This is a genomic window from Kitasatospora sp. MAA4 (genome assembly GCF_029893355.1).
GTDB lineage: Bacteria > Actinomycetota > Actinomycetes > Streptomycetales > Streptomycetaceae > Kitasatospora.
Genome location: NZ_JARZAI010000001.1, coordinates 213,003 through 237,531, shown reverse-complemented (window position 1 = coordinate 237,531; position 24,529 = coordinate 213,003). Strand labels below are relative to the sequence as shown.

Here is a 24,529-nt window from a genome sequence, read left to right as displayed (position 1 = left end):
AACGATAAGTGGCCGCTCGGCCGGGTGTCAGATCCAATCCGGCCCCGGATGCTTGGGCCATTGCGCCCCCCGAGGGCCGGTCACCGGAGCTGGTCGTGGCCCTGCTCGTGCTCAAGGCGGGCGGCGCCTACGTCCCGGGGGACCCGGGCTCGCCGGAGCGGATCCTGCGTCACCTGCTCTGCGCCACCGAGCCGTTGCGAGGACCACGCGTCCCGGGCTCCGCAAATCGCTACGGTGTGCATGCGATCGACTACGATGCGTCGCCATGATCCCTGTGCGACACAAGCTCCTCGCCGCCCTGGCGGCCGTCCCGCTGCTGCTGCTCGCCGCGGCCACCCCGGCGCCGGCGGCCGCCGCCGGCTACGTCGCGCTCGGCGACTCCTACGCCGCCGGGGTGGCCGCCGGCGCGTACGACCCGGCGAGCGGCGACTGCCATCGCAGCACCCGCGCCTACCCGGCGCTGCTGGCCGCGCAGTCGGCGTCCGCGCCGTTCCTGGACCTGGCCTGCAACGGGTCCACCGCCGAGAGCGTGCTGAGCGGCCAGGTGCCATCCGTCCCGGCCGGCACCGGCCTGGTGACGCTTACCGCCGGCGGGAACGACCTGGGCTTCGCGGACGCCGTGATCGGCTGCCTCCAGCCGTTCACCACCGACGCCAAGTGCGACCAGGCGCTGGACCATTCGGCCCAGGTGCTGCGCGATGACCTGCCCGGCCGGCTGGACCGGCTGCTGACCGGGATCGGGCAGGCCGCGCCCGGCGCCCGGGTGGTGGTGACCGGCTACCCGGACCTGCTGCACACCGGCACCACCTGCTTCGTGGGCACCGACGCGCGGCGCAAGCGATTCGACGCCCTGATCGACCAGGTCGACGAGCTGATCCGCCGGCAGGCCCAGGCGCACGGCGACCGCTTCGCCGATCCGCGCGCCGCCTTCGCCGACCACGAGATCTGCGCCGCGCACGGCCCGGAGTGGATCACCCGGATCGTGCTGACGCCGCTCTGGGAGTCCTTCCACCCGACGGCTGACGGGCAGTCCCGCGGATACCTGCCGGTAGTCGCCGCCGCGGCCCGCGGGTAGCACGGGATACGCCATCCGAAGCGTGCGCGCCACAGGTTTTCCGATCCCGCGCGCATCCCGCGCGCATCGCTTCGCGCAGTGCGGAACCCCGTAGTCCTGCGGATATATCCCGGTAGGGTGGGCAGGTAGCACCGTGGAACGGCGCGTTCCATGCGAGGGAGTAGCAGTCGGCAGCCGGTCACCGGCCCGCGGGCGCGGGGCACGACCGGGCCGGCCGGAGGGAGACGCTGGGTGATCGAGCTGGAAGATGTTCCCGAGTTGATCGACCCGGTCATGGTCTGTGCCTTCGAAGGCTGGAACGACGCGGGCGACGCCGCCTCGGCGGCAGTCGGACATCTCGACGAGACCTGGGGCGGCAAGGTCTTCGCCGCCCTGGATGCGGAGGACTACTACGACTTCCAGGTCAACCGCCCGACGGTGTGGCTGGACGGCGGGGTTCGACGGATCACCTGGCCGACCACCCGGCTGTCGGTGGTGCGGGTGACCGAGCCCAAGACCCGGGACCTGGTGATCGTCCGCGGCATCGAGCCCAGCATGCGCTGGCGCTCGTACTGCAACGAGCTGCTGGGATTCGCGCACGAGCTGGGCGTGGAGCTGGTGGTGATCCTCGGCGCGCTGCTGGGCGACACCCCGCACAGCCGTCCGGTGCCGGTCAGCGGGGTCACCTCCGACCCGGACCTGGCGCGCACCCTGGATCTGGAGGAGAGCCGCTACGAGGGTCCGACCGGCATCGTCGGCGTCCTCCAGGAGGCCTGCGCGCACGCCGGGGTACCGGCCGTGACGCTCTGGGCCGCAGTGCCGCACTACGTGGCGCAGCCGCCCAACCCGAAGGCCACCCTGGCGCTGCTGAACAAGCTGGAGGACCTGCTCGACCTGCGGATCCCGCCGGGCGAGCTGCCCGAGGACTCCCGGGCCTGGCAGCTGGGCGTGGACCAACTGGCTGCCGAGGACACCGAGGTGGCCGAGTACGTGCAGCAGCTGGAGGAGGCCCAGGACACCGCCGAGCTGCCCGAGGCGAGCGGGGATGCGATCGCCCGCGAGTTCGAGCGCTACCTGCGGCGGCGGGAGAACCAGGGGCCGACCGGCGAGAAGCCGGTGAGCGGCCGGGCGCTCGCGGAGCGCTCGCCGGAGGCGGTCGACGTGGCCGAGACTGCGGAGAAGGACGAGGACGAGGGCGCCAAGGACCCCGGACCGGCCGCGGAACGCGAGGCGGACGGCGAGCAGGACAGCGGCGAGTAGCGCGGGCCCTGGGGCCTGAAAGAGGCTCAGGGACGGCCCGTGGAAGGGTGGAAGGGCCGATGACCGGCGTCGGGCAGTCGCCGGTCATCGGCCCTTCCCAGTCCACAGGTCCGGACCTCTCCCTGTCAAGGGTCTAGACCACCTCGGGTCCATCGGCGCAGCCGCGGGAGGCTCGCGGGCACCCCGTCCGGGCGCCTCCCGGCGGGCCGCTTCGGCGGGCGGCGGGCGGAGTACCGTGGAATGTCGGAGCCCTGGGTGCCGAGGTGGCCGCGATGTTGATCTTGGATGTGGTGCTGGGAGTACTCGCCGGCGTGGCAGGCGTCAGCGCGCTCGCCGCGGGGATGAGCCTGCGGGTGGTGCAGCAGTTCCAGCGCGGTGTGGTGTTCCGGTTCGGCCGGGTGCGCGAGGAGGTCCGCGAGCCGGGTCTGGTGATGCTGATGCCGATCGCCGACCGGATCCAGCGGGTGAACATGCAGATCGTCACGATGCCCGTGCCCGCCCAGGAGGGCATCACCCGCGACAACGTCACCGTCCGGGTGGACGCGGTGGTCTACTTCCGCGTCCAGGACCCGGTCCGGGCCGCCGTGGCCGTGCAGGACTACCAGTTCGCGATCTCGCAGGTCGCGCAGACCTCGCTGCGCTCGATCATCGGCAAGAGCGAGCTGGACGACCTGCTGGCCAACCGCGAACCGATCAACCAGGGCCTGGAACTGATGCTGGACAGCCCGGCGCTCGGCTGGGGCATCACGATCGACCGGGTGGAGATCAAGGACGTCGCGCTGCCCGAGTCGATGAAGCGCTCGATGGCCCGGCAGGCCGAGGCCGACCGCGAGCGGCGCGCCCGGATCATCACCGCGGACGGCGAGTACCAGGCCTCCGCCCGCCTCTCGCAGGCCGCCGCGATCATGAGCGCCACCCCGGCGGCGCTCCAACTGCGACTGCTGCAGACGGTGGTGGAGGTGGCCGCGGAGAAGAACTCGACGCTGGTGCTGCCGTTCCCGGTCGAGCTGCTGCGCTTCCTGGACAGCGCGACGACCAAGAACGCGGCCGAGGCTGCTGCGATGGCTGCGGCCATCGAGTCGACGGTGGACGTGCCGGCGGTGGACGGTGTCGAGGCCGTCGAGGGCATCCAGCCCCCCACGCCGGACGCGGACGTCCTCCAGCAGGCGCTGCACGCCGCGCTGCACGCCGTCGACGGGCTCCCGACCGCGCCCGCCGACGCGGACGGGGACGGCGCCGTCCCGGTGCCCCCGCAGGAGGAGCAGAAACCGTAGCGCGAAGGGGCCGCCGACCTGGTGTCAGGTCGGCGGCCCCTTCGCGAGGAGTGCCCTAGAGCGCGACGCCCAGCAGCGCGTCCACGGTGCGCGAGACCAGGCCCGGCGCGCCCATGTCCTGGCCGCCGCTCTGCTCCTGCCGCTCGGCCCAGCGGTCCACCGCGGCCAGCGCCGCCGGGGTGTCCAGGTCCTCGGCGAGCGCGGCCCGCACCTCGGCCAGCAGCTGCTCGGCTGCCGGGCCGTCCGGGCGCGAGACGGCCGCGCGCCAGCGGTCGAGGCGCTGGAGTGCCTCGTCCAGCACGGACTTGTCCCACTCCCAGTCGCTGCGGTAGTGGTGCGAGAGCAGCGCCAGGCGGATCGCCGCCGGGTCCACGCCCTCCCGGCGCAGAGCAGACACGAAGACCAGGTTGCCGCGCGACTTGGACATCTTGTGCCCGTCGAGCCCGACCATGCCGGCGTGCACGTAGGAGCGCGCGTACGGGTGGCCGCCGGTGACCGCCTGGGCGTGCGCGGCGCCCATCTCGTGGTGCGGGAAGGCGAGGTCGCTGCCGCCGCCCTGGAGGTCGAAGGACATCCCCAGGTACTCCAGCGCGATCGCCACGCACTCGATGTGCCAGCCGGGACGGCCGCGGCCGAGCTCGGTGTCCCAGGCGGGCTCGCCCGGGCGGGCGGCCAGCCAGAGCAGCGCGTCCAGCGGGTGCTTCTTGCCCGGGCGCTCGGGGTCGCCGCCGCGCTCGGCGAAGACCGGCAGCATCTCCTCCTGGCTCAGCCCGGAGACCTCGCCGAAGTGCGGGTCGGCCTGCGCCGAGAAGTAGATGTCGCCGTCCAGCCGGTAGGCGGCGCCGCTCGCCAGCAGCTTCTGGACCAGCGGGACGATCCACGGGATGGACTCGACCGCGCCGATGTAGTGCGCCGGCGGCAGCATCCGCAGCGCCGTCATGTCCTCGCGGAAGAGCGCGGTCTCGCGCTCGGCGAGGACGGTCCAGTCCTGGCCGGTGGCGACGGCGCGCTCCAGCAGCGGGTCGTCGACGTCGGTGACGTTCTGCACGTACAGGACGTCGTACCCGGCGTCCTTCCAGACCCGCTGGACCAGGTCGAAGGCGTTGTAGGTGGCCGCGTGGCCCATGTGCGTGGCGTCGTACGGGGTGATACCGCAGACGTACAGCCGGGCGGTGGTGCCCTGCGGCACGACCTCCCGGGTACAGCCCGCGGCGGTGTCGTGGATACGCAGGGGGAGTCCCTGACCAGGCAGGGCGGGAACCTCGGAGGCGGGCCAGGCATGCATGAAAATGACTCTAACCTTGCGATCATTTGAAAGGCTAACCAGTCTGCTGATTCGGCTGAATCTGCGCCGTACGACACACCTGTGCGACGGGCGCCGCGAATCGTCAGACCGGCGGCCAGGGAATCGAGGGCCACTCGTTCGACGGCTCGGGGTGGCGCCCGGTGCGCAGCAGCTCGGCGACCCGCGCCCGGGTGGCCGTCAGCTCAGTCGCCGTCAGGTGCGGCCGCAGCCGCTCGCCCAGCGCGCCGTCCAGCTCGCCGGCCAGCCGCCGCAGCATCTCGGTCGCCTCCTGCGCCAGCGGCTCGCGCGCCCAGCCCCAGAGCAGCGTGCGCAGCTTGCCGGGGACCGCGAAGGTCACCCCGTGGTCGATACCGTAGATCCGGCCGTCGGCGGCCGAGAGCAGGTGGCCGCCCTTGCGGTCGGCGTTGTTCAGGACGGCGTCGACGATCGCCAGCCGGCGCAGCCGCTGGTCGTCCGCGTGCACCAGCAGCGCAGTACGCCCCTCACCGATCTCAGCCCGGACGATCGGCAGCCAGCCCTGCTGCGGGCCGGCCGGGTCCTGGAGGTCCAGCAGTGGCGGCGCGTGCGGGTCCGGCTCGACCCAGATCTGCACCATCCCGCTGCCGTACGGGCCCTCCTCGCGCAGCACGGTGGGTGGGATCAGCGCCCAGCCGGTCGCCGCCGCGAGCTCGTAGGAGGCCACCTCGCGGCCGGCCAGCGTGCCGTCCGGGAAGTCCCAGAGCGGCCGCTCCCCCGCGACCGGCTTGTAGACGCAGAGCGCGCTCACGCCGTCCAGCGCGACCGAGCAGTAGAGCGCCGCGTTGGAGGCGTCGGTGAGCTGCCCGTGCACGGTCAGCTCGCCCTCGCGCAGCAGCGTCAGCGCGGTGGGGACGTCGGCGGCCAGCGCCGCGCCCGCAGCCGGGTCCGCGTCGGGTATCTCCAGCTCCTGCGGCGACTGCGCCTCGCCGTTCAGCGTCGGTAACCGTTCGCGCGCGGGCACAGATGGCCCTCGGGGTCCAGCGGGAGGTTGCAGAACGGGCAGGGCTTGCGGCCGGCCGCGACCAGGTCCAGCGCCCGCTTGGCGAAGACCCGGGCCATCGCGCCGCTGAGCCGCACCCGGAGCATGTCCGGACCGTTCTCGTCGTCCTCGAAGGCGACCTCGGCCTCCTCGGCGTCCTGCGTCTCCTCCTCCAGCACCGCCTGCGCCTCGACCACCAGGCAGCTCGCGTTGGTGTCCCAGGCCAGCGCCATGGTGCCGACCCGGAACTCCTGCTCCAGCGGCAGGTCCAGCGGGGCGGTGTCGATCAGTTCGACCGGGGCGACGGCCGGGATCGGGGCGTCGCCGCCGCTGCGCCGCAGCGCCTCGTCGAGGACCTCCTCGACCCGTTCGGCGAGCGCCGCGACCTGCGTCTTCTCCAGCAGCACGCTGGTGATCCGGCCGCGCGCGCTGGCCTGCAGGAAGAACGCCCGGGCGCCGGGCTGGCCGACGGTTCCGGCCACGAACCGCTCGGGCTGGTCGTAGAAGTAGACCTGACGGGGCACTCTCTCGCTCCGGTGGTGTGAAACGGGTCGGTGGGGGGCGTGCTTTTCACCCTACGGCTTTCGCACCGCCGTGGGAGGGTCCGGTCTCAGGGCGTACCGGTGTCGCCGGTGTCGCCTCCGATGACGGCATCGCCGGAGGCGGTGGGGCCGTGCGCCGGGCGCGGGCGCAGCGAGGCGAGGTCGCCGGTGTCGCCCATCCGCAGCACGAAGGGCCGCTGCGGGGTGTAGCGGATCGCGGTGACCGAGCAGGGCTCGACGTTGATCCGCTGGAAATGGTCCAGGTGCATCCCGAGCGCGTCGGCCACCACGGCCTTGACCACGTCGCCGTGGGTGCAGACCGCCCAGACCGCCTCCGGGCCGTGCTCGGCGGCGATCTTCTCGTCCCACTCGCGGGCCGCGGCCACCGTGCGGTGGCTCAGCGCGCGCAACGACTCCCCGCCGGGGAAGACGGCGGCCGAGGCGTGGTCCTGGACCGTGCGCCAGAGCGGGTCGAGCGCGAGTTCGGAGAGCGGGCGGCCGGTCCAGTCGCCGTAGTGGCACTCGCCGAACCGCTCGTCCACCGTCGGCCCGCCGAGCTCAGGACGCGCCTCGACCAGCGGGGCCAGCGTCTGCCGGCAGCGCTCCAGCGGGCTGCTGACCACCTGCGCCAGCGGAACACCCGTCAACCGGTCCACCAGCGCGGCCGCCTGGGAGCGGCCGGTGTCGTCCAGGTCGACCCCGGGCGTCCATCCGGCCAGGATCCCGGCGGTGTTGGCGGTGGACCGTCCATGGCGTACCAGCAGCAGCGTGGGCATGGCTCCAGCCTACGGGGTGGGAGCACCGGCTAGGCGAGGCCCGCCAGCTCCATCGCCTCGACCGCCGTACGCAACGCGGTGATCCGCTCCTCCAGGGTGAAGCCGGCGGGGGCCGGATTCGTTTATCCGGTAGAGAGTACCCGGACCGGACGGCGGAAGGCCCCGCCCATGCGCCACGGGGGCACACGGACGGGGGCGGCCTCAGCAGGTGGCCGGCAACAGGCCCAGGGCCGCCACCAGAACGGCCCCGGACAGGCTGCACAGCCAAACTGCGGCGTGGGAAACCTCCAGGGCCCCCGGTGGCAGTCGCTCACGGCTCGATCCTCCGGGCGTACACGTTTTCGGCGAGGGGGCGGAACCCGTGGCGCTGCCACGCCTTCTGGAGCTTGGCCACGGCCTCTTCGTCCGGCCGCCGCACCTCCGGATCGTCCGATTCATAGGAGCACGGCTCGTCGGGCCCGTGCTCGTGAAGCGGGGCCGGGTAGCAGACGGCCACCGTCCCGGGGACAGCCAGCCGACGGAGCGCGGTGACGGCGAGGCGCATCCCGACGCCCTTGCCCCGCCACTCTTCCGTGACGTGGACCGACTCCAGCAAGAGCAGAAGCGTGGGGTTCATGTCGGCCAGCGGCGGGACCAGGCCCTCATTCTCGGTGAAGATCACGCGCGGGATGCGGTCGAGAAACCCGAGGTCCACGCGCAGCACCACGCCGGGGGTCGGGGTAACACCGGGGATTACCCGAGTGATGGTGGCGGTGCCGAACCCCTTCGGGTCGCTCGGCGTGTAGAACGTAACCGTCCAGCGCTCAGCCCTCGCCGACCAATCCTCATCGGCGAACTGGTGCATGGCGTACGCGATGTGGAGACGGTCCGGGTTCGGCATTGCGGCTCTCCTCACACGGGGGTGGACGGGCCCCCTCCAGGCGGCGAGGACCCGTCCGACAGACGTTACTTGGACGGCGGGGTCGGGTTCTCCGGGGCGGGGTTGCCCTGGTGCTTCGGCGGGGGCTTCGCGTCGCCCTTGTGCTTGGAGACGATGATCTCGATACGCATAGGTGATCCTCCTACTCGGTGGGGGTGGCGGTGGTGTCGGAGTCGCCTCCCTACCTCGGTCGAAATTGCATCTGCAATCCCGTCAGCAGGACCGTAAGGACAGATCAGAACCGGCCGCGAGCAAGTTGCACGGGCTTGCAGGGATTCACCCGAGGGCAGCTATGGCCGACGTAATCAGTGCACGCGCGTCGGCACCGTAGACCGCGAGATGCTGCAACTCTCCGAAAGCCCGGATGTAGTCCGTCACCTCACGGGGCTGAGTGACGTTGACCTCCGCCGTCAGCGTCTCCACAACGGCATGTCGATCGTCGTACAGATAGAACGCTTCGAGCGGCCAGATGCCGCGCTGCGCGGTGAACGGAATGACGCCCAGCGACAGCGATGCCAACGGCATCACCGCGAGCAGATGGCCGAGTTGGCCCGCCATCGTCTCAGCGTCCCCGATCCGGGAGCGAAGTACCCACTCCTCCATCAGTACCGCGAACCGGTGCCTGCCCTCGTGAAGGAACCGCCCACGCGCCACCCGCGCGGCGACAGCGTCGGCCACGTCGTCGGGCGTCCCCTGGAACTCGGTGATGGACCGCATCAACGCGGTTGCGTACTCAGGCGTCTGAAGGAAACCGGGGACGACGTTGGACACGTACGTCCGGCACAGCTCCGCCCGCCCGTGGAGCGTGTAGAAGTCCTCCTGCACCTTGCGCATCCCTGTGCGGTGCAGCCTGCGCCACTCCAGGTACATCGACTCGACCGCTCTCGAAGTAGCGATCAAATCGGCTGCCTGTCGAACTGCTCCGCACGCAGCGCACCACGCCTGGATGTCGGAGTCGGACGGCGGGGTCCGCGCACTCTGGATACGGGACACCTTCGAAGGGTTCCAGCCGCACCGGAGCGCCAGCTGTTTGCCCGTCAGGCCGGCATCCTTGCGGAGATCGACAAGGCGGTTGGCAAGGGCAAGACGCGCCGCTTGTGCGCTTGATGACGGAGACGTGGGCATGAGTCTGGCGGTCCGGTGCTCGCAGGGTGAGGGCAGGTCAGACGTTGTACCTGTTGTGCGAGGTGCCGCGCTCCCACACGGCTTCGAACGCAGAGGAGACGAGACGAACCGTGGTGGGGTCCTCGGAGAACGCGAACCCCGGGTCGGCCCAGTCGCCATACCCCGTGAAGAAGTGGAACAGCACCAGCTTGTCGTCAATCAGCCAGAAATCGTTGCCCGGCAGCCCGATGTCCGACGCCTGACTCCTCGGCAGCCACCGAACCAGCTCACCGGCCGCCAGGTTCATCGGGGTGACCGCGTGCTCCCACCGGATGTAGTCGGTGACGGGCTCGGACACGATCCGGGCGCGCCGCATGACCACACCACGGCTGACCGTCTCGCGGACGAGCCCCAACCACTCGGGCCACCACGACGCCTCGGGGTCGAGCTCGATCTCGCCGGTACGGGCGAACTGCTCGATCTCCTCGGCCTCGTCGCCCACCGCGTAGGCGTCACGCATCTCCAGGTGAACTGCCGTCCTCTGAGCGGTCCTCAGTAGCGCGGCGAAGTCGGGCACGTTCGACACGTTCGACAGCCTCCTTCAGGATCGGCACCATACGTGCCGGGATACGGATCACGGACTCGTGGGAGGAAATCCCGAGCGCGTGGCCGGGAACCCACTCGGTCCCTGCGATCTTCTCGCAAAGCGCGTCATCGGCCGTCCAGCTCTGCACGATGATCTCCTCCGCCTCGTCATCGACCCACACGGTCGGGGAGCCTCCGCCGCCGGTGCTGGGGTCGATGCCCACGAAACCTAGTGCCATGACGATCTCCAACGTCTATGGAGTTGCAGGGACATGCACCACCGTCAGCCCTGCGAGTCAGAAGCACAATCCCGCATGCACGAAATTGCACGAACCCGGCCCGATCAGCGCCGCGCACGCCTCAAGACGCAAAAGGCCCCGACCCGTCTGGCCGCGCGCGGGCCAGCCGCAGCCCCTCGTAGACGTCACGACCGATGCGGTCCACCGCAGACGCTGCAAGCCCGTCATACGGGCCGTGCAGGCCCTTGAGCCACGGACCCAGCTTCGGCCGGGTGAAGGGGTCGGACGCGCCGGAGACCTCCCAGTCGTCCGCCCATCCGATGATGTGCCCACCAGCACGGCCCGCGGCGTCGAGAATGGGATCACGCTGACGCGCGGGTGAGCTGGTGGCGGCCTGCACGCGGGAGAGACGGCGAACGCCGAGCAGAAAGGGCCGGGGGCGGCTCGCGCCGCCTTACGGGTGAACCCGGCCCCGGGGCACAACGCCCCTGGCTAGGCGAGGCCCGCCAGCTCCATCGCCTCGACCGCCGTACGCAGCGCGGTGATCCGCTCCTCCAGGGTGAAGCCGGCGGGGGCCAGCGTCAGGGTGGTCACGCCCGCGTCCGCGAAGGCCTGCATCCGGTCGGCGATCCGCTCCTTGCTGCCGAGCAGCGAGGTGGCGTCGATCAGGTCGTGCGGCACGGCGGCCGCGGCGCCCGCGTAGTCCCTGGCGAGGTAGCGCTGCTGGATCTCGTCGGCGGCCTGCTCGTAGCCCATCCGCCGGGTGAGCTGGTTGTAGAAGTTCTTCTCCTTGCTGCCCATCCCGCCGATGTAGAGGGCGGCGTACGAGCGCTGGGAGTCCGCGGCGGCCTTGACGTCGTCGCCGACCGCGATGCTGACGGTCGGGCAGAGGTCGAAACCCTCCAGCGTCAGGCCCGCCTTGGCGCGCCCGGCGGTCAACTGGTCGAGCGAGACGGCCGCGTGCTCGGGGGCGAAGAAGATGCCGAGCCAGCCGTCGGCGATCTCGCCGGTCAACTCCAGGTTCCTGGGCCCGATCGCGGCGATGTACAGCGGGATGTGCTCGCGCACCGGGTGCACGGTCAGCTTGATCGGCTTGCCCGGGCCGCCGGGCAGCGGGAGGGTCCAGTTGTCGCCCTCGTGGACCAGCCGCTCGCGCGACATCGCCTTGCGGATGATCTCCACGTACTCGCGCGTGCGGGCCAGCGGCTTGTCGAACTTGACGCCGTACCAGCCCTCCGAGACCTGCGGACCCGAGACACCCAGGCCCAGCCGGAAGCGGCCGCCGGAGAGGGTGTCCAGGGTGGCGGCGGTCATCGCGGTCATCGCCGGGGTGCGGGCCGGGATCTGGAAGATCGCCGAACCGACGTCGATCCGCTCGGTCTTGGCCGCGACGAAGCTCAGCACGGTGGCGGCGTCGGAGCCGTACGCCTCGGCGGCCCAGCAGACCGCGTAGCCGAGCCGGTCGGCCTCCTGGGCGACCGCGATGTTGTCGGCATCCATGCCGAGTCCCCAGTAGCCGAGGTTGATGCCGAGTCTCATGTGGGTGCCGAGCCTTCCAGGAGAGGGATCCGCGCCGAGCGTAGCCGCGACGCGAAGGCCATGCTACTGGCCGGTAGTTGTGCTGTGCGTCACCTGCCGGCCGCGGTGCCCGCGCCGCGCTCTGCGGGTCGGCCGGGCGCCCCCGCGGGCGCCCACTACGCTCTTCCCTCGTGGACTTCGCCCACGCCCGGGGCCGGTGGGGCGGGCGCGCCGGCGCTGACGTCCGCTCAGTGGTCCGTCCGCACAACGATCGAGATCGAGGGGGTTTCCCGTGGAGAAGCGTCACCTCGGCCACACCGGCCTGCGGGTCTCCCGGCTCGGTCTGGGCACCATGACCTGGGGCCGGGACACCGACGAGCAGGAAGCCGCCGAGCAGCTCAAGGAGTTCGCCGAGGCCGGCGGCACCCTGGTGGACACCGCGGACGTCTACGCGGACGGCGGCGCCGAGTACCTCATCTCGCGTCTGACGGACTCGCTGATCCCGCGCTCCGAGCTGGTGATCGCCACCAAGGCCGGCAGCGTCCCGGACAGCGACCGCAGGTTCGACACCTCGCGCGGCCAGCTGCTGACCGCCCTGGACGCCTCGCTGCGCCGGCTCGGGACGGACTACGTCGACCTGTGGCAGGTGCACGCCTTCGACCCTGGCACGCCCGCCGAGGAGACCCTGCACGCGCTGGACCTCGCGGTCGCCTCCGGCCGGGCCCGCTACGCCGGGGTCTCCAACTACAGCGGCTGGCAGCTCGCCAAGGCCGCCACCTGGCAGCGCTGCGGCACCGGGCGGGTGCCGCTGGCGGCGACCCAGATGGAGTACTCGCTGCTCCAGCGCGGCATCGAGCGCGAGGTGCTGCCGGCCGCACGGGACGCCGGGCTCGGGCTGCTGGCCTCCTCCCCGCTGGGCCGCGGCGTGCTGACCGGCAAGTACCGGCACGGGGTGCCGCCCGACTCGCGGGGCGCCTCGCCGTACCTGTCCGGCTTCGTCCAGCCGTACCTGGGCGAGCGCTCGCGCCGGATCGTGGACGCGGTCGCCACGGCCGCGGACGGTCTGGCGAGCAGTCCACTGGCGGTCGCGCTGGCCTGGGTGCGCGACCGGCCGGGCGTCACCAGCACGATCGTCGGCGCGCGCAGTGCCGCGCAGCTGCGTGCGTCGCTGTCGGTGGAGGCGCTTACGCTTCCCGATGAGATCCGCGGTGCGCTGGACGACATCTCGGCGCCGGTGCGTCGCTACCCTGACCAGGACTGGAACGAACTGTGAGCCAGACACACGACAGCACCGGGGACGCCCCCCTCGACACCCCTGGCCCCGCTGCTGTCGGCGAGGGTGCGGGCAGCGGGCGGCCTGCCGAGGTCGCCGCGCTGGCGGAGGCGATCCGCAGCATCGGACGCAGCGGCGGGTCGTCGTCGGAGGACTCGGCCGAGGGTGCGACGGTTGCCGTCGCGCCGGACGAGGCGCGCGCTGCGGCGCTGCGCGCCGTCGGCGAGGTGCTCACCGAGGGCGGGGCCCCGGCGGCGGCCGTCCCCGGCCTGGCCGGTGCGGCCGTGGCCGCGTACGGCGAGGGCGCGGCCGGTGCCCTGCGCGAGGACCCGTGGGGGCTGCTCGTGCTGCCGGGCGTCCGTCCCGAGCAGGCCGACGGCTTCGCGCGCGCCCTGCTCGGCCCCGCCGCCGGCCCCGGCGACACCCGCCGCGGACAGGCGCTGGCCGCCTGGCTGCTGGAGCAGGCGGCGCTGCGCGGCCACTCCGCCCTGGAGGCCGGCGAGTTGCAGTCCGGCCTGGAGAAGCTCGGTCTGCCGGATCCGGCGCTGGCGCTGCAGGAGGCCGTGCTGGACGGGCGGGTGATGCCGTTCCAGGAGGAGCTGACCGGTCCCGGCGCGGGTGGGGACCAGAGTGAGGACGACGAGCCGCCGGTGCGGATGCTGCTCGCGCTGGAGCGCCTCGCGCTCGCGGAGGACAGTGCGGCGGACGGTCTGGTGCGGATCATGTCCACCCTGGAGCCGGCTGAGGATGCGGAAGCCTCCTGGGAGGCCGCTGCGCTGGCCGCGCCGTCCTCCTCGGCCACCGCGCTGATCCGCGCCGTCGCCGAGCACCCGCTCGTCCTGCACACCGGCGACGCGGCCTCCCGCGGCGAGCTCGCCGCGCTGCTCGCGGCCGCCCACGGCCTCGGCCTGCGGGCCTGGGCCGCCTCCTGGACCGAGCACGGCCGGGACGCGCTCGCCGCCATGCTGCCGGCTGAACCGGTTCCTGCCTCCGTCACCCTCGCCGAGCTGCTCGGCGGCGCGGACGGCCCCGGGCGCGCCGAGGACGGCTCGCTCGCGCTCGACCTGCTGATCGTCCAGGACGCCCCGCTGCTCGACCTGGAGCTCGCCGCCACGCTGGTCGAGGCGCTCGCCGACGGCACCCGGCTGGTGCTCAGCGGCGACCCCGGCCAGCTCTGGTCGGCCGGGCCCGGGCGGCTCTTCGCCGACCTGCTCGCCGCCAAGCCGTGCCCGGTGGTCGCCTCCCGCACCCCCGACCTCGGTCCGATCGGCGAGCTGGTCTCCGGCATCGGCATCGGCGAGCTGCAGAGCGTCGAGGCGCCGGACAAGGAGGTGGTCATCCTCACCGCGCGCGACGCCGCCGAGGCCGTCCACCGGGCCGTCCAGCTGCTCACCGACTCGATCCCGCGCGCCCTGGGGATCCCCGCCGACCAGGTGGTGCTGCTGACCCCCGGGCACGGCGGCGCGGCCGGCACCCGTGCGCTCAACACGGCCGCCAAGGCCCGGCTCAACCCCGGGCCCGGGCGGTTCGGCGGCTTCGACCCCGGCGACCGGGTGGTGCACTCCCCCGTGCCCGGCGTGAACCGCCCCGGCACGGTGCTGGGCGGTGACGAGTCCGGGCTGCGCCTGGCGTTCGCCGGCGGCGAGGAGTCGACGGTCGCGCCCGCGGACGCGGCGCAGCTGCGGCACGGCTGGGCGCTCACGGTGCACCAGGCCGTCGGGCGGCGCTGGCCGGGCGCGGTGGTGGTGCTGCCGGAGGACGCGGCGGCCGGGCTGACCCGGCAGTGGGTCTACACCGCGTTCGGACGCGCCGAGCGGCACCTGTCCGTGGTGCACGCCGCCGGGCCGGCCCTGGCACAGGCCGTGGCCGAGCGGCCGGCCCAGCCGCGGACCACCCGGCTGCGGGCGATCCTGGCCGAGCACGCCGAGCAGGCGTTCTGAGCTGTGCGGTGGGGCGCCGGGCGCCCCACCGCATCAGTTCTACTCCAGTGAGCTGCTCTCGTCCGACTCCTCGTCGTCGTAGACCTCGCTGACGTCGAAGCGGCAGATCAGCAGCTGCGGGTCCGGGCTGTCGAACGGCTCCGAGAGCCACTCCCCCGGTTCGGTCGGCTCGGCGGCGGCCACCCAGACCGTCGCGTCGCCCTCCTCCAGGCCGAACTCCTCGGCGCGGGCGGCGATCTCGTCCGGTTCGTACTCCCCGAACACCACCCCCACCGCCGCGCTCACGCCCTCGGCGGCTCCGGCCGCGCCCGCGCCGGCGGCGGCCGCCAGCGAGTCGTCCAGGCGCTCCGCCTGGGCACGCAGCCGGCGCGGATCGGCGATCCGGTAGTCCCGGCGGATCAGCACGCTGATCGCGGCCGGCTGCTCCGGACCCTGGTAGCTGTCGGGCCCACCGTCGCCGGGGACCTCGAAGGGAGTGACCTCGTCATAGACCTCGTAGAGCAGCTGGTCGTAGGTGATGGCCGCGGCGGCCAGCTCCTCGTACGCGGCGAAGACAGCGGGGTCGTCCGCTGTGGTGGAGCTGGACACCGCTTCGAGATGGCGGTCGATGGCGGCCTTGACCGCCTCGGCGGCGTCGCGTACCTCGGTGCGGGTGAGCTGCGCGGCATCAGACATGGGGCAGACGGTATCCGTACCGGGGGCCCGGGTGCACAGGGGTTCCGGTCTGAGTACGCGATTTCCGGGCAACTTGCCCCCCGGTGTCCCATCTGCGGGCTTCTGTTCCGGCAGTGCGGTCACCTTCACGGGCGGCATCCCGGGCTCGCGAGCCGGGTAGAACGTCACCAGACGCAGGCACTCGACGGGAGTTGACCGGGCATCAGACGGCCGCGGAAAGCCGACCCGTCGCGGGCCTACGCCGCTGTCAGGGGCAGGTCGTAGGCTTACCCGCAGACGTCGCTGAGGAGGCGAACCTTGATCCAACCGAAGCTGGTCCGGCAGACCGAGTACGAGTACCAGTCACTGCGGATGCCGCGCGGCACGACGCGGAACGCGGCCCGCCAGCTGCTCACCGAGCACGCCGAGTACGGGCACTGGGAGTTGGACAGGCTGCGGCTCCTGCCGGACGGCAGCCGGACGGTGCTGCTGCGCCGCCGGATCATCCGGCAGAGTCGGAGCAGCTGGTGACCGGTGGGCGGAGAGCCGGTGGGCCTCCCCCGTCACGACGGCGGAGGCCCTGAGCCGGCGCTCTCGACCTACCTGATCTCTCAGGCGGCCATGCGCGACCGGCGGTACAGCACGCCGCCGGCGATCAGCAGCGCGAGGCCCGCGGGGGCGATCACGTCGAGCCCGTTGACACCCGTGAAGGCCAGCTGACCGGGCGCGGCCACCGCCTGAGTCGCCGGGGCGACGGCCGGCGGGGCCGGGTTGTGGGTGGCCTCGACCACGGGCGCGGCCGGCACCGCAGGCGTCACGACCGGGCCGCCCGGCGGCGGCGGGTTGTGCACCGGGGCCGGCGGCGGGGTGGGCGCGGCCTGGTTCGCGCAGTCGTCCCCCATCGCGGGGTTGCCGAGCCCGATGACGTCCACCGTGTTGCCGCACGCGTTGACCGGCACGTCCACCGGCGTCTGCGCGTTGTTGCCCGCGGCCACGCCCGGCGAACCCTGGGCGACGCCGGAGGCGCCGCTGCCGACCGTCGACCAGCCGCCGCCCGGCGTCTGGTCTCCCGATCCCGTCGTTCCCGATCCCGTCGTTCCCGATCCCGCGCTGGGGACGCTCGGGACGCCGGGCATGCTCGGCACCGCAGGCGTCCCGCTCGTGCTCGGCGTGCCGCCGCCCGACCCTCCGGACGCGCCCGAGCCGCTGGACCCGCCCGACCCTCCGGAGCCGCCGCCCTGCCAGCCCGAGGCGCCGGGCGTGCCCGATCCGCCGTGGCTGTGCGAGGGCGAGGTGTTGGCGCACTGGTTGCCGAACGCCGGGTTGAGCAGCCCGACGACGTCCACGGTGTTGCCGCACACGTTGACAGGCGCGTCCACCGGGACCTGGACCGAATTACCCGAACCGACCCCTGCGGAGTTGGCCGCCAGCCCCTGCGCATCGGCACTCGCGTAGGCGTACCCCGCGGTGGACGCCAGCACGCTGCCGGTGGCCACAGCGGTGAGGATCCCTCTCCTGGCAACTTGTCGCATAGGTACCCCTGACATGTGATGGTCTGAATTTCCGACGAGAGCTTTTCCCGCCCACTGGATAACGAGTCACCCCTCGAAAGGTTGGCCCAACCAGCCGCGCCTCACCCGATCGAGTAGGTTTCGCGAACTGAAAGGGGCCGCCCCGACCGGAGCGACCCCTTTCGCACTACATCCCCACCGATTCACCGACCCCCAGCGGGGTCAGCGCTCAGAAGTTCTGGCAGTTGTTGCCGAAGGCCGGGTTGAGCAGGCCGATGACGGAAACGGTGTTGCCGCACAGGTTGACGGGGATGTGCACCGGCACCTGGACGTTGTTGCCGGACAGCACACCGGGAGAGCCGATCGCGGCACCGTCGGCACCGGCACCGCCGTGAGCGGCGGCCACGCCGGCACCGGCGAGCATCAGGCCACCGGCGGCGGCGGCAACAACGGCGATCTTCTTGACCTTCATGATTTCCTCCTGATCATGTGACAGCCCATTCTCCGGACTGTCATAGGAGTGAACGAGGCTCTGCCGAATGGGGTACGGATGCAGTGCGCCATTCACCCTTAGCGGTGATCATTCGCTCGCCTGCCCGAACCCGCCCGAACCCCGCCCTTTATCCGCTCAGCAGGCGTCGATGAACCGGTCGAGCACCCGCACGCCGAACTTCAGCCCCTCGACCGGCACCCGCTCGTCCACGCCGTGGAACATCCCCGCGAAATCCAGCTCCGGAGGCAGCTGCAGCGGCGCGAAGCCGAAGCAGCGGATCCCCAGGTCCTGGAACGACTTCGCGTCCGTCCCGCCGGACAGGCAGTACGGCACCGCCCGCGCGATCGGGTCCTCGGCCCGCAGCGCCGTCTGCATGGCCTCCACCAGGGCCCCGTCGAAGCTGGTCTCCAACGCCTTGTCGAAGTGCACGCTCTCCCGCTTCACGCGCGGGCCCAGCACGCTGTCCAGCTCGGCCAGGAACTCCTCCTCGTAGCCGGGCAGGAAGCGCCCGTCCACGTGCGCCGTGGCCTGCCCGGGGATGACGTTCACCTTGTAACCGGCGCCGAGCATGGTCGGCTGCGCCGTGTTGCGCAGCGTCGTACCGATCATCTTGGCGATGCCGCCGAGCACCCGGAGCGTCTCGTCCATGTTCTCCGGGTCCAGCGGGACCCCGATCGCATCCGACAGCTCGTCCAGGAAGGCGCGCACGGTCTTGGTGATCCGCAGCGGGAACTGGTGCCGCCCGAGCCGGGCGACCGCCTCGCAGAGCTCGGTGATGGCGTTGTCGTCGTTGGTCATCGACCCGTGCCCGGCTCGGCCGTCCACCGTGAGCCGCATCCAGTGCATGCCCTTCTGGGCCGTCTCCACCAGGTAGAGCCGCACGTCGTCGTTGACCGTGAAGGAGAAGCCGCCGACCTCCCCGATCCCCTCGGTCACCCCCTCGAACAGCTCCGGGTGCTTGTCGACCAGGTACCGCGCGCCGTACGTCCCGCCGGCCTCCTCGTCCGCGACGAACGCCAGCACCAGGTCACGCGGAGGCTTGCGACCGGTGCGCAGCCGGTCGCGCACGACGGCCAGCGTCATCGCGTCCATGTCCTTCATGTCCACCGCGCCGCGCCCCCAGACGCAGCCGTCCGCGACCTCCCCGGAGAACGGGTGGTGCGTCCAGTCGTCCGCGTTGGCCGGCACTACGTCGGTGTGCCCGTGGATCAGCAGCCCCGGCCGCGACCGGTCCTCGCCCTCGATCCGCACCACCGTCGAGGCGCGCCCCTTGGCCGACTCGATGATCCTCGGCTCCAGACCGAACTCCGCCAGCTGCTCCGCCACGTACTCCGCGGCAGCCCGCTCGCCCGGACCCGAGTGGTCGCCGTAGTTGCTGGTGTCGATCCGGATCAGGTCCCGACAGATGTCGACGACCTCCGACTCCCCGTCCACCCGCGGCCCGCCCGTACGCTCCGCCTTCGACTCGCTCACGGTCACTCCTCGTCGTCTGACCCACTCGGAACCCCGCCCGGCACGCCCCGACCTCGTCGACACGCAACGGCCACGGTCCCGCCATCCTCCCCCAGCAACCCCCCGCCCCCACCACTTTTGGGCCTCCGAGCCGATCTTTGCTACAGTTACGCATGTCAGCGGGGCAGTGAGCCACGCAGACAACACCCAGTCCGGGTGGCGGAATGGCAGACGCGCTAGCTTGAGGTGCTAGTGCCCTTTATCGGGCGTGGGGGTTCAAGTCCCCCCTCGGACACAGAGGTCAACCGACCAAATGAGGCTGGTCAAACCGACATACTGTCGGTTTGACCAGCCTCATTGTTTTGCAGAACGTGATCTGGCCCCCTACGGCGTCGTAGGGGGCCAGATCTGTTTGTGCTGGTCAGGATAGGTTCAAGGGGTGGGGTGGATCAGCTGCCCTGGGTCTCGGGCAGGTAGCCCTTCGGGGTCCAGTTGCAGGGGTTCTTGGGCTTGTTCCGGTTGGAGGGGCGTCGTCGGGGCGGCTGGTCGGCGAGTTGGAGGGTATTGAGCCAGCTGGCGATCTTGCGGTGGTTGGCGTGGGCGATCTGGAAGGCGAGGAGCAGGGACTGGGCGGCGACGCCGCGGATGCGGCGGGTGCGGCTTCGTTCGATGGCTTCGTGGTCCTTGGCGTAGCCGTTGAAATGCTCGACGCGGTTGCGCAGGCGGAAGTAGTGGTGGACCCAGGGGGCGCGGCCGTGGTCGAGTTCCTGCCAGAAGCGGATGCCGATGTCGCGGGTGAAGATGAGCGACTCGCGGCGGCAGACCTCGGGTGGGCCGGCCGGGGACGGAGTGACGTCGACGGCGGGGAGGCGGGGGTCGCGGCCGAGGCTGCGGCGTTTGATGGGGCAAGCGACGGTGGGGTGGGTGCCTGCGGCAGGGCACAGCATGCGCCGGGCGCCGCGGTGATCGGCTGCGGCTTTGGGGCGCAGCCGGTAGGCGGCCCGGCTGTCGATGCGGGCGCGCCACGTGCTTTGGTCCAGCTTCTTGTTGAGGAGGTCTGCGGTGGCGGTGATCCGTTCGCCGAATGGCGCAGGCACCCGCAGAACCCGTGGCCGGCCGCGCGCCTGCGGACAACGGCGACCTGGCCGCCGCGATCAAATCGTTCGAGTCGATGAAGGGCTGCGGGTTCATCACCACGACCCTGGGGCCCATCGATCAGGGGCCGGTCCGTCGCGGGGTCGCCCGCTCGCACCTCTCGAACGGAAACCATCGTTCTCGTTTAGGGTGGGGGGATGCCTCGCCTGACGGACGAGCGCCGGGAAGAGCGGCGCCGTCACATCCTCACCAGCGCCTGGACCTGCTTCTCCGCCAACGGCTTCCACGCCACGTCCATGGACGACGTGATCGCCGCCACCGGAATGTCCTCCAGCGCCGTCTACCGGTACTTCCGGAGCAAGGACGACCTCATCGACGCGGCCGCGGACGAGGCCATGACCCTGGTGCGGGGCCTGTTCGACAGGCTGCTCGCCCAGCGCCCCACCGCGTCACCGGCGCAGGTGGTGGCGGCGATGGTGGGTGAGGTCCAAGGCCGGGACTCCCAGTCGGAGTACGACCTCACCCGGATCGCCATCCAGTCGTGGGGGGAGGCCCTGCGCAGGCCGGGCCTGGAAGAGCGCACCCGGGCCTTCTACCTCGGCGTGCAAGGGCAGTTGGAGGACCTGGCCCGGCGCTGGTGCGCAGAGGGCCAGGTCCCCGCGGACGCCGATCCCCGGGGGATCGCGACGGTGCTGATGACGCTCATGCCGGGACTCCTCGTCGGCCGGCACCTGGTGGCACCCGTGTCCGCGGAGCACCTGGTCGCCGGCCTGTCGTCCCTGGGCTCGGCCTCCTGGACCAGCTGACGTGCCGGTGGGGCGCCCCCAGGACGGGGCGCCCCACCGGCACGTGGTGCCGGGCCCGGCTCAATGGCAGGGGGTCAGCAGTTCCGTCTCGGGAGGCCCTTCGACGAGGCCGGCCGACGCCGCGCGGAACGCCGCCAGGTGTGCGCTGCTCCGGTGCGCGGCCAGAGCGCCGCTGTCGGCCCACTCCTCGTGGACCACGAAGGTGTCCGGGGCGTCCTGGGACAGGTGCACGCGGTAGGCGAGGCAGCCCTCCTCCTCGCGGGTGGCGGATGCCAGGGCCTCCAGCAGAGGTGCCAGCACGGCGACACCGCCGGGCCGCGCCCGCAGCCGGGCGACGGCCCACAGGGTCCCCGTGCCCCCGGCCGTGCCGTCGGTGGGTCCGGTGCTCAGCCAGGGGGAGTCGTACTCGACGCGCGAGCGGTCGAGCCCGTGGGGCTTGGTCGTGTAGAGCCGCAGACGCAGCCCGTCCGGATCGGGGACGACCAGCACCCAGCCCACCATCGCGACGACCGGCGGTGAGTGGCGCACTCCCAGGCCGTCCAGGTGCGCGATCCATTCGTCCACGGCGGCGCGGTCCTCGACGGCCAGGGTGAGGAGCTCGTTCCCGGCCAGGGCGCGCGCGGTCGCCGGGTCCAGGCGCAGCTCCAACCGGCAGGGCAGGTGGGGCACGTCGAGGACCACCGAGAACAGGGTGCCGTCGGGGCGGCGGTGGTCGAGTTCGGTGACGCGGCGGGCGCCCAGCACCGAGCCGTACCAACGGGCGCTGCGCTCAAGGTCGCTGACGCACAGTTTGAGGTGGTGGAGGCCCTGGTGCGCGGGGGCCTGCGCGGTGGTCGTCAGGGTGCTCACGGTCGGACCAGCCTCTCCGACGGGACGGTGGTGCGGTCGACGGGGACGCCGCGCCGCCACAGGCCGGCGATGTCCCGCACCGCGGTGATGTCGGCGAGGGGGTTGCCCTCGACCAGCAGGAGGTCGGCGCGCAGCCCGGCGGCGATGCGACCGCGGTCGTCGAGGCCGAAGGCGTCCGCGGGGGCGGCGGTCGCGGCGGTGAGGGCCTGGGCCGGGGTGAGTCCGGCGGCGACGAGGAGGGCCAGCTCGCCGTGGTAGCTGATGCCGTGCGTGGTGGGGTGGCCCTCGCCGCCCGCGCCGTCGGTGCCGGCCAGCAGGGGCGCCCCGGCCTCGAACATCCGCAGCGCGGCGTCGGCGGCGTACCGGGCGTCGACCGAGACCGGCCCGACCCGCACCTCGCCCGGGCCTTCGGTGCGCATGCGCTCGATCTCCTTGAGCCACCGGGGGTCGGCGTAGGGCCGCAGGAGCGAGTCGTCGATGAGGGCGTACTCCACCGGAGTGCCGGTCGCCCCGGTCAGCGAGGTCAGGGTGGGCACCACGAACATGCCCCGGGCTGCGGCGTCCGCCACGAGGGCGTCGTCGCAGGGTCCGTCGGCGGGGGCGTGGGCGAGGCCGTCGACGCCGCAGTCGATCGCGAGCCGGGCCGAGCGGCGGGTGAGGGTGTGGGCGGCGGTGCGCAGCCCGCGCTCGTGCGCGGCCCGCACCAACGCGCTGATCGTCTCGGCGGACATGAGGGGCATCGGTGTGCCGATCGCGGCGCCGTCCTCGATGAAGATCTTGAGGTGGTCCGCCCCGGCGGCGACCCGTGCCGCGACGAAGGCGTCGGCGTCCTCGGGGCCGGAGACGGTGGGGAAGGGTTCCAGCAGGCCGAGGGCGACCAGCTGGCTCGGGTGGCCGCCGGGTGCGGTGGCTCCGGTGGTCGCGATGCGCAGGTCGGCCAGGTCGTCGCGCTCGCGCGCGGCCTCCCGAAGCGCTCGGGCGACCGAGGGCGTACCGCCCATGTCGAGCTCGGTGGTGATCCCGAAGAGCAGTGCCCGCCGCAGCTGTTCGGTGTCGGTCGTGTGGGTGTGGGCGTCGATCAGTCCGGGCAGCAGGGTGCGGCCGGTGCCGTCGACCACGGCGGCCCCGGCCGGGGTCCCGAGGGCGGGGCCGACGGCGACGATCACGGGACCGTCGATGAGGACGTCCTGGGGTGCGTGGAGCTTGGTGCCGTCGAAGACGGCGACGTTGCGGATGAGGGTGGGGGCGGAAGCAGAAGTCGACATGTCCTTGTCTCATTTGAACAGCCGGATCATCGGGTGGACGGAACGGGCAGGGGCAGGTGCTGGGCCAGCCGACTGAGAACCTGGGCCGGTTCGGCCGGTACTCCGTGCGCGGCGAGGTAGCCGTCGGGGCGCACCAGCAGGGGAGTTCGTAGTCCCGGTACGTGGCACACGGACAGGACGGTGTCCCCCTGCCGCTCGTCCTTCGGTTCGCTCCGGGCAGGCAGGGCCAGCGTCCAGCGCAGGTCCGCTTGCGGGACGGTCAGGGGCGAGATCCGGTCTCCCACGCGCGGGGAGTCGCGGTCGGGTTCCCGCGCGTAACTGACGTCGAGCTGGGCGAGTTTGGCGGCGATCCAGTCGGCGATCCCCGGCGTGGCCGAGGCTGCGGCGAGGAGGTCGTTGCGGCGCTGCCCGGCGGCCGGGTCCCGAAGGGTGGCGATCTTGGCGAACTGGCTGGTGAAGGTGACCAGTTCGGCTGCGACCGGGTGCCGCTCGCCGTGATAGCTGTCCAGCAGTTCGGCGGGGGCCGCGCCGGTGAGGACGGCGTGCAGCTTCCAGGCGAGGTTCCCGGCGTCCTGGATGCCGGTGTTCATGCCCTGGCCGCCGGCCGGGCTGTGGGTGTGCGCGGCGTCCCCGGCGAGGAAGACCGGACCGGCCCTCAACCGCTCGGCGACCCGCTCCTGAACGCGGTACGTGGAGGCGTTCATCACCGCAGTCACCCGGATCTGTGCTTCCGTCGGGCCGCGTTCGGAGATCAGCCGCTCGATGTCTACGGCGCGGGGTGCGGCCGACCCCGGCGCGGCGGGAGTCACGATGCGGTGCTGCCCGTCGGCGAGCGGAGAGAGGAGCAGCATCCCGGCGGAGGAGAGGAAGAAGGTGGTGTCGTCCTCCCCGAGGCCGCTCGCACCGGCGTCCAGGCGGACGTCGGCCAAGGCGAACAACTGCTCCGGTGCCTCTCCGGGAAAGCCGATCGCGGCAGCTGTGCGCACGGCGCTGTGCAGACCATCGCAGCCCACCAGGTAGCGGGCGGAGACCGATCGCAACAAGCCGTCCGGATCGGCGATCACGGCGGAGACCCCGGGGAAATCGGGCGTGAAGCCGAGGAACCTGTGACCGCGGTGTACGCCGCCGCCCAGCTTCCCCAGTCGTCGGAGCAGGTGCTCCTCCGTCGTCTGCTGGGAGGAGAGCAGGACGTAGGGGTAGGGCGTGTCCAGATCGCCGTAGGAGGCGTGCAGCAGAGTGCGCTCCCGGTCGTGGACGCGGAACCCGCGCCCCCGTTCGCCGGCCGCGATGAGGTGTTCGGCGACGCCGATCCGGTCCAGGTATTCGAGGGAGCGGGGCTGGAGCGCTGCCGCTCTGCTGCCGGTCTGCACGCCGGTGTCGCGGTCGATGAGGACGTGGTCCACGCCCAGCTGCCGCAGGCTCGCGGCCAGGGTCAGCCCTACGGGACCCGCGCCGACGATCAAAACGTCCGTGTGCGGCGGGAGGGGAATGGGAGTGGTGATGGGCGACGCAGGCATGACGCCTCCTCGTCGTGCGGGATTCCCCGCGAAATCCGCAGGAGACCCGCCACATCAAAGAGAAACGAGCGTTTTCGTTTCGCTATGAAGCTAGCACTGG

The 24,529-nt window shown here is 72.2% G+C and carries 26 protein-coding genes and 1 tRNA gene; 9 read left to right on the top strand and 18 right to left on the bottom strand.

Annotation, left to right across the window (positions count from 1 at the left end):
• Positions 1 to 95 precede the first annotated feature (95 nt).
• The 4 genes from P3T37_RS01045 to P3T37_RS01030 all read left to right on the top strand — a co-directional run bounded on the left by P3T37_RS01045 (position 96) and on the right by P3T37_RS01030 (position 3,588).
• The gene (locus tag P3T37_RS01045) at positions 96 to 269 is read left to right on the top strand and encodes a hypothetical protein (RefSeq protein ID WP_280721429.1); all 174 of its coding nucleotides are present in this window, start codon (positions 96 to 98) and stop codon (positions 267 to 269) included.
• Positions 266 to 1,075, top strand: coding sequence for an SGNH/GDSL hydrolase family protein (locus P3T37_RS01040; protein ID WP_280721428.1), 810 nt, complete (start codon positions 266 to 268; stop codon positions 1,073 to 1,075). The genes P3T37_RS01045 and P3T37_RS01040 overlap by 4 nt, the downstream gene beginning before the upstream one ends.
• 231 nt (positions 1,076 to 1,306) lie before the next feature.
• A complete protein-coding gene (locus P3T37_RS01035) occupies positions 1,307 to 2,314 on the top strand; it encodes a PAC2 family protein (protein WP_280721427.1) in 1,008 nt (335 codons plus the stop codon).
• 272 nt (positions 2,315 to 2,586) lie between these two features.
• On the top strand, positions 2,587 to 3,588 hold the full coding sequence (locus P3T37_RS01030; RefSeq protein WP_280721426.1) for a slipin family protein: 1,002 nt from the start codon (positions 2,587 to 2,589) through the stop codon (positions 3,586 to 3,588).
• Positions 3,589 to 3,643: 55 nt separating this feature from the next.
• On the opposite strand, the gene mshC is transcribed toward P3T37_RS01030, so the two are convergent.
• The 10 genes from mshC to P3T37_RS00980 form a co-directional block, all read right to left on the bottom strand.
• On the bottom strand, positions 3,644 to 4,873 hold the full coding sequence (gene mshC, locus P3T37_RS01025; RefSeq protein ID WP_280721425.1) for a cysteine--1-D-myo-inosityl 2-amino-2-deoxy-alpha-D-glucopyranoside ligase: 1,230 nt from the start codon (positions 4,871 to 4,873) through the stop codon (positions 3,644 to 3,646).
• Between the two features lie 103 nt (positions 4,874 to 4,976).
• On the bottom strand, positions 4,977 to 5,777 hold the full coding sequence (locus P3T37_RS01020) for an SCO1664 family protein (protein ID WP_280721681.1): 801 nt from the start codon (positions 5,775 to 5,777) through the stop codon (positions 4,977 to 4,979).
• 65 nt (positions 5,778 to 5,842) lie between these two features.
• Positions 5,843 to 6,415, bottom strand: a complete 573-nt coding sequence (locus P3T37_RS01015) for a DUF3090 domain-containing protein (protein ID WP_280721424.1) — start codon at positions 6,413 to 6,415, stop codon at positions 5,843 to 5,845.
• A gap of 86 nt (positions 6,416 to 6,501) precedes the next feature.
• Positions 6,502 to 7,209: a histidine phosphatase family protein gene (locus P3T37_RS01010; RefSeq protein ID WP_280721423.1), complete on the bottom strand. Its 708-nt coding sequence runs from the start codon at positions 7,207 to 7,209 to the stop codon at positions 6,502 to 6,504.
• Between the two features lie 310 nt (positions 7,210 to 7,519).
• Entirely contained in the window at positions 7,520 to 8,089 is a 570-nt protein-coding gene (locus P3T37_RS01005; RefSeq protein ID WP_280721422.1) for a hypothetical protein, read from the bottom strand.
• Between the two features lie 315 nt (positions 8,090 to 8,404).
• Entirely contained in the window at positions 8,405 to 9,253 is an 849-nt protein-coding gene (locus P3T37_RS01000; RefSeq protein WP_280721421.1) for a helix-turn-helix transcriptional regulator, read from the bottom strand.
• Between the two features lie 37 nt (positions 9,254 to 9,290).
• Complete coding sequence (locus P3T37_RS00995; RefSeq protein WP_280721680.1) at positions 9,291 to 9,827, bottom strand: DUF6879 family protein; 537 nt, start codon at positions 9,825 to 9,827, stop codon at positions 9,291 to 9,293.
• Positions 9,745 to 10,056: a hypothetical protein gene (locus tag P3T37_RS00990; protein ID WP_280721420.1), complete on the bottom strand. Its 312-nt coding sequence runs from the start codon at positions 10,054 to 10,056 to the stop codon at positions 9,745 to 9,747. The genes P3T37_RS00995 and P3T37_RS00990 overlap by 83 nt, the downstream gene beginning before the upstream one ends.
• Positions 10,057 to 10,177: 121 nt before the next feature.
• Positions 10,178 to 10,456, bottom strand: coding sequence for a recombinase family protein (locus P3T37_RS00985; protein ID WP_280721419.1), 279 nt, complete (start codon positions 10,454 to 10,456; stop codon positions 10,178 to 10,180).
• 92 nt (positions 10,457 to 10,548) lie between these two features.
• Positions 10,549 to 11,595: an LLM class F420-dependent oxidoreductase gene (locus tag P3T37_RS00980; protein ID WP_280721418.1), complete on the bottom strand. Its 1,047-nt coding sequence runs from the start codon at positions 11,593 to 11,595 to the stop codon at positions 10,549 to 10,551.
• A 271-nt stretch (positions 11,596 to 11,866) separates the two neighbouring features.
• Here P3T37_RS00980 and P3T37_RS00975 point away from each other — a divergent pair, with 271 nt between their 5' ends.
• Together P3T37_RS00975 and P3T37_RS00970 are read left to right on the top strand one after the other, a co-directional pair.
• Positions 11,867 to 12,847, top strand: a complete 981-nt coding sequence (locus tag P3T37_RS00975) for an aldo/keto reductase (RefSeq protein ID WP_280721417.1) — start codon at positions 11,867 to 11,869, stop codon at positions 12,845 to 12,847.
• A complete protein-coding gene (locus P3T37_RS00970) occupies positions 12,844 to 14,787 on the top strand; it encodes an ATP-binding domain-containing protein (RefSeq protein WP_280721416.1) in 1,944 nt (647 codons plus the stop codon). Before P3T37_RS00975 ends, P3T37_RS00970 begins: the two co-directional genes overlap by 4 nt.
• 39 nt (positions 14,788 to 14,826) lie before the next feature.
• On the opposite strand, the gene P3T37_RS00965 is transcribed toward P3T37_RS00970, so the two are convergent.
• Positions 14,827 to 15,462, bottom strand: coding sequence for a hypothetical protein (locus P3T37_RS00965; RefSeq protein ID WP_280721415.1), 636 nt, complete (start codon positions 15,460 to 15,462; stop codon positions 14,827 to 14,829).
• A 300-nt stretch (positions 15,463 to 15,762) separates the two neighbouring features.
• Here P3T37_RS00965 and P3T37_RS00960 point away from each other — a divergent pair, with 300 nt between their 5' ends.
• On the top strand, positions 15,763 to 15,972 hold the full coding sequence (locus tag P3T37_RS00960; RefSeq protein ID WP_280721679.1) for a DUF5703 family protein: 210 nt from the start codon (positions 15,763 to 15,765) through the stop codon (positions 15,970 to 15,972).
• 80 nt (positions 15,973 to 16,052) lie between these two features.
• Here P3T37_RS00960 and P3T37_RS00955 read toward each other — a convergent pair whose 3' ends face one another.
• From P3T37_RS00955 to P3T37_RS00945, 3 genes are all read right to left on the bottom strand, one after another.
• Positions 16,053 to 16,937: a chaplin gene (locus P3T37_RS00955; RefSeq protein ID WP_348533202.1), complete on the bottom strand. Its 885-nt coding sequence runs from the start codon at positions 16,935 to 16,937 to the stop codon at positions 16,053 to 16,055.
• 244 nt (positions 16,938 to 17,181) lie between these two features.
• On the bottom strand, positions 17,182 to 17,424 hold the full coding sequence (locus P3T37_RS00950; protein ID WP_280721413.1) for a chaplin: 243 nt from the start codon (positions 17,422 to 17,424) through the stop codon (positions 17,182 to 17,184).
• 156 nt (positions 17,425 to 17,580) lie between these two features.
• Positions 17,581 to 18,918, bottom strand: a complete 1,338-nt coding sequence (locus tag P3T37_RS00945) for a M20/M25/M40 family metallo-hydrolase (protein ID WP_280721412.1) — start codon at positions 18,916 to 18,918, stop codon at positions 17,581 to 17,583.
• 189 nt (positions 18,919 to 19,107) lie between these two features.
• On the opposite strand from P3T37_RS00945, the gene P3T37_RS00940 reads away from it, so the two are divergent.
• Positions 19,108 to 19,192 (top strand) — tRNA-Leu (locus P3T37_RS00940).
• 154 nt (positions 19,193 to 19,346) lie between these two features.
• Here the strand turns inward: P3T37_RS00940 and P3T37_RS00935 are convergent.
• The gene (locus P3T37_RS00935) at positions 19,347 to 19,994 is read right to left on the bottom strand and encodes a hypothetical protein (RefSeq protein WP_280721411.1); all 648 of its coding nucleotides are present in this window, start codon (positions 19,992 to 19,994) and stop codon (positions 19,347 to 19,349) included.
• Between the two features lie 195 nt (positions 19,995 to 20,189).
• Between P3T37_RS00935 and P3T37_RS00930 the strand changes: the two genes are divergently transcribed.
• On the top strand, positions 20,190 to 20,798 hold the full coding sequence (locus tag P3T37_RS00930) for a TetR/AcrR family transcriptional regulator (protein ID WP_280721410.1): 609 nt from the start codon (positions 20,190 to 20,192) through the stop codon (positions 20,796 to 20,798).
• A 60-nt stretch (positions 20,799 to 20,858) separates the two neighbouring features.
• Here the strand turns inward: P3T37_RS00930 and P3T37_RS00925 are convergent, their stop codons facing one another.
• Genes P3T37_RS00925 through P3T37_RS00915 form a run of 3 tightly spaced genes read right to left on the bottom strand, consistent with a single transcriptional unit; the run spans position 20,859 to position 24,429 of the window.
• The gene (locus P3T37_RS00925; RefSeq protein ID WP_280721409.1) at positions 20,859 to 21,647 is read right to left on the bottom strand and encodes an antibiotic biosynthesis monooxygenase; all 789 of its coding nucleotides are present in this window, start codon (positions 21,645 to 21,647) and stop codon (positions 20,859 to 20,861) included.
• Positions 21,644 to 22,912, bottom strand: coding sequence for an amidohydrolase family protein (locus P3T37_RS00920; RefSeq protein WP_280721408.1), 1,269 nt, complete (start codon positions 22,910 to 22,912; stop codon positions 21,644 to 21,646). Before P3T37_RS00920 ends, P3T37_RS00925 begins: the two co-directional genes overlap by 4 nt.
• A 26-nt stretch (positions 22,913 to 22,938) precedes the next feature.
• Complete coding sequence (locus P3T37_RS00915) at positions 22,939 to 24,429, bottom strand: FAD-dependent monooxygenase (RefSeq protein WP_280721407.1); 1,491 nt, start codon at positions 24,427 to 24,429, stop codon at positions 22,939 to 22,941.
• Positions 24,430 to 24,529 lie beyond the last annotated feature (100 nt).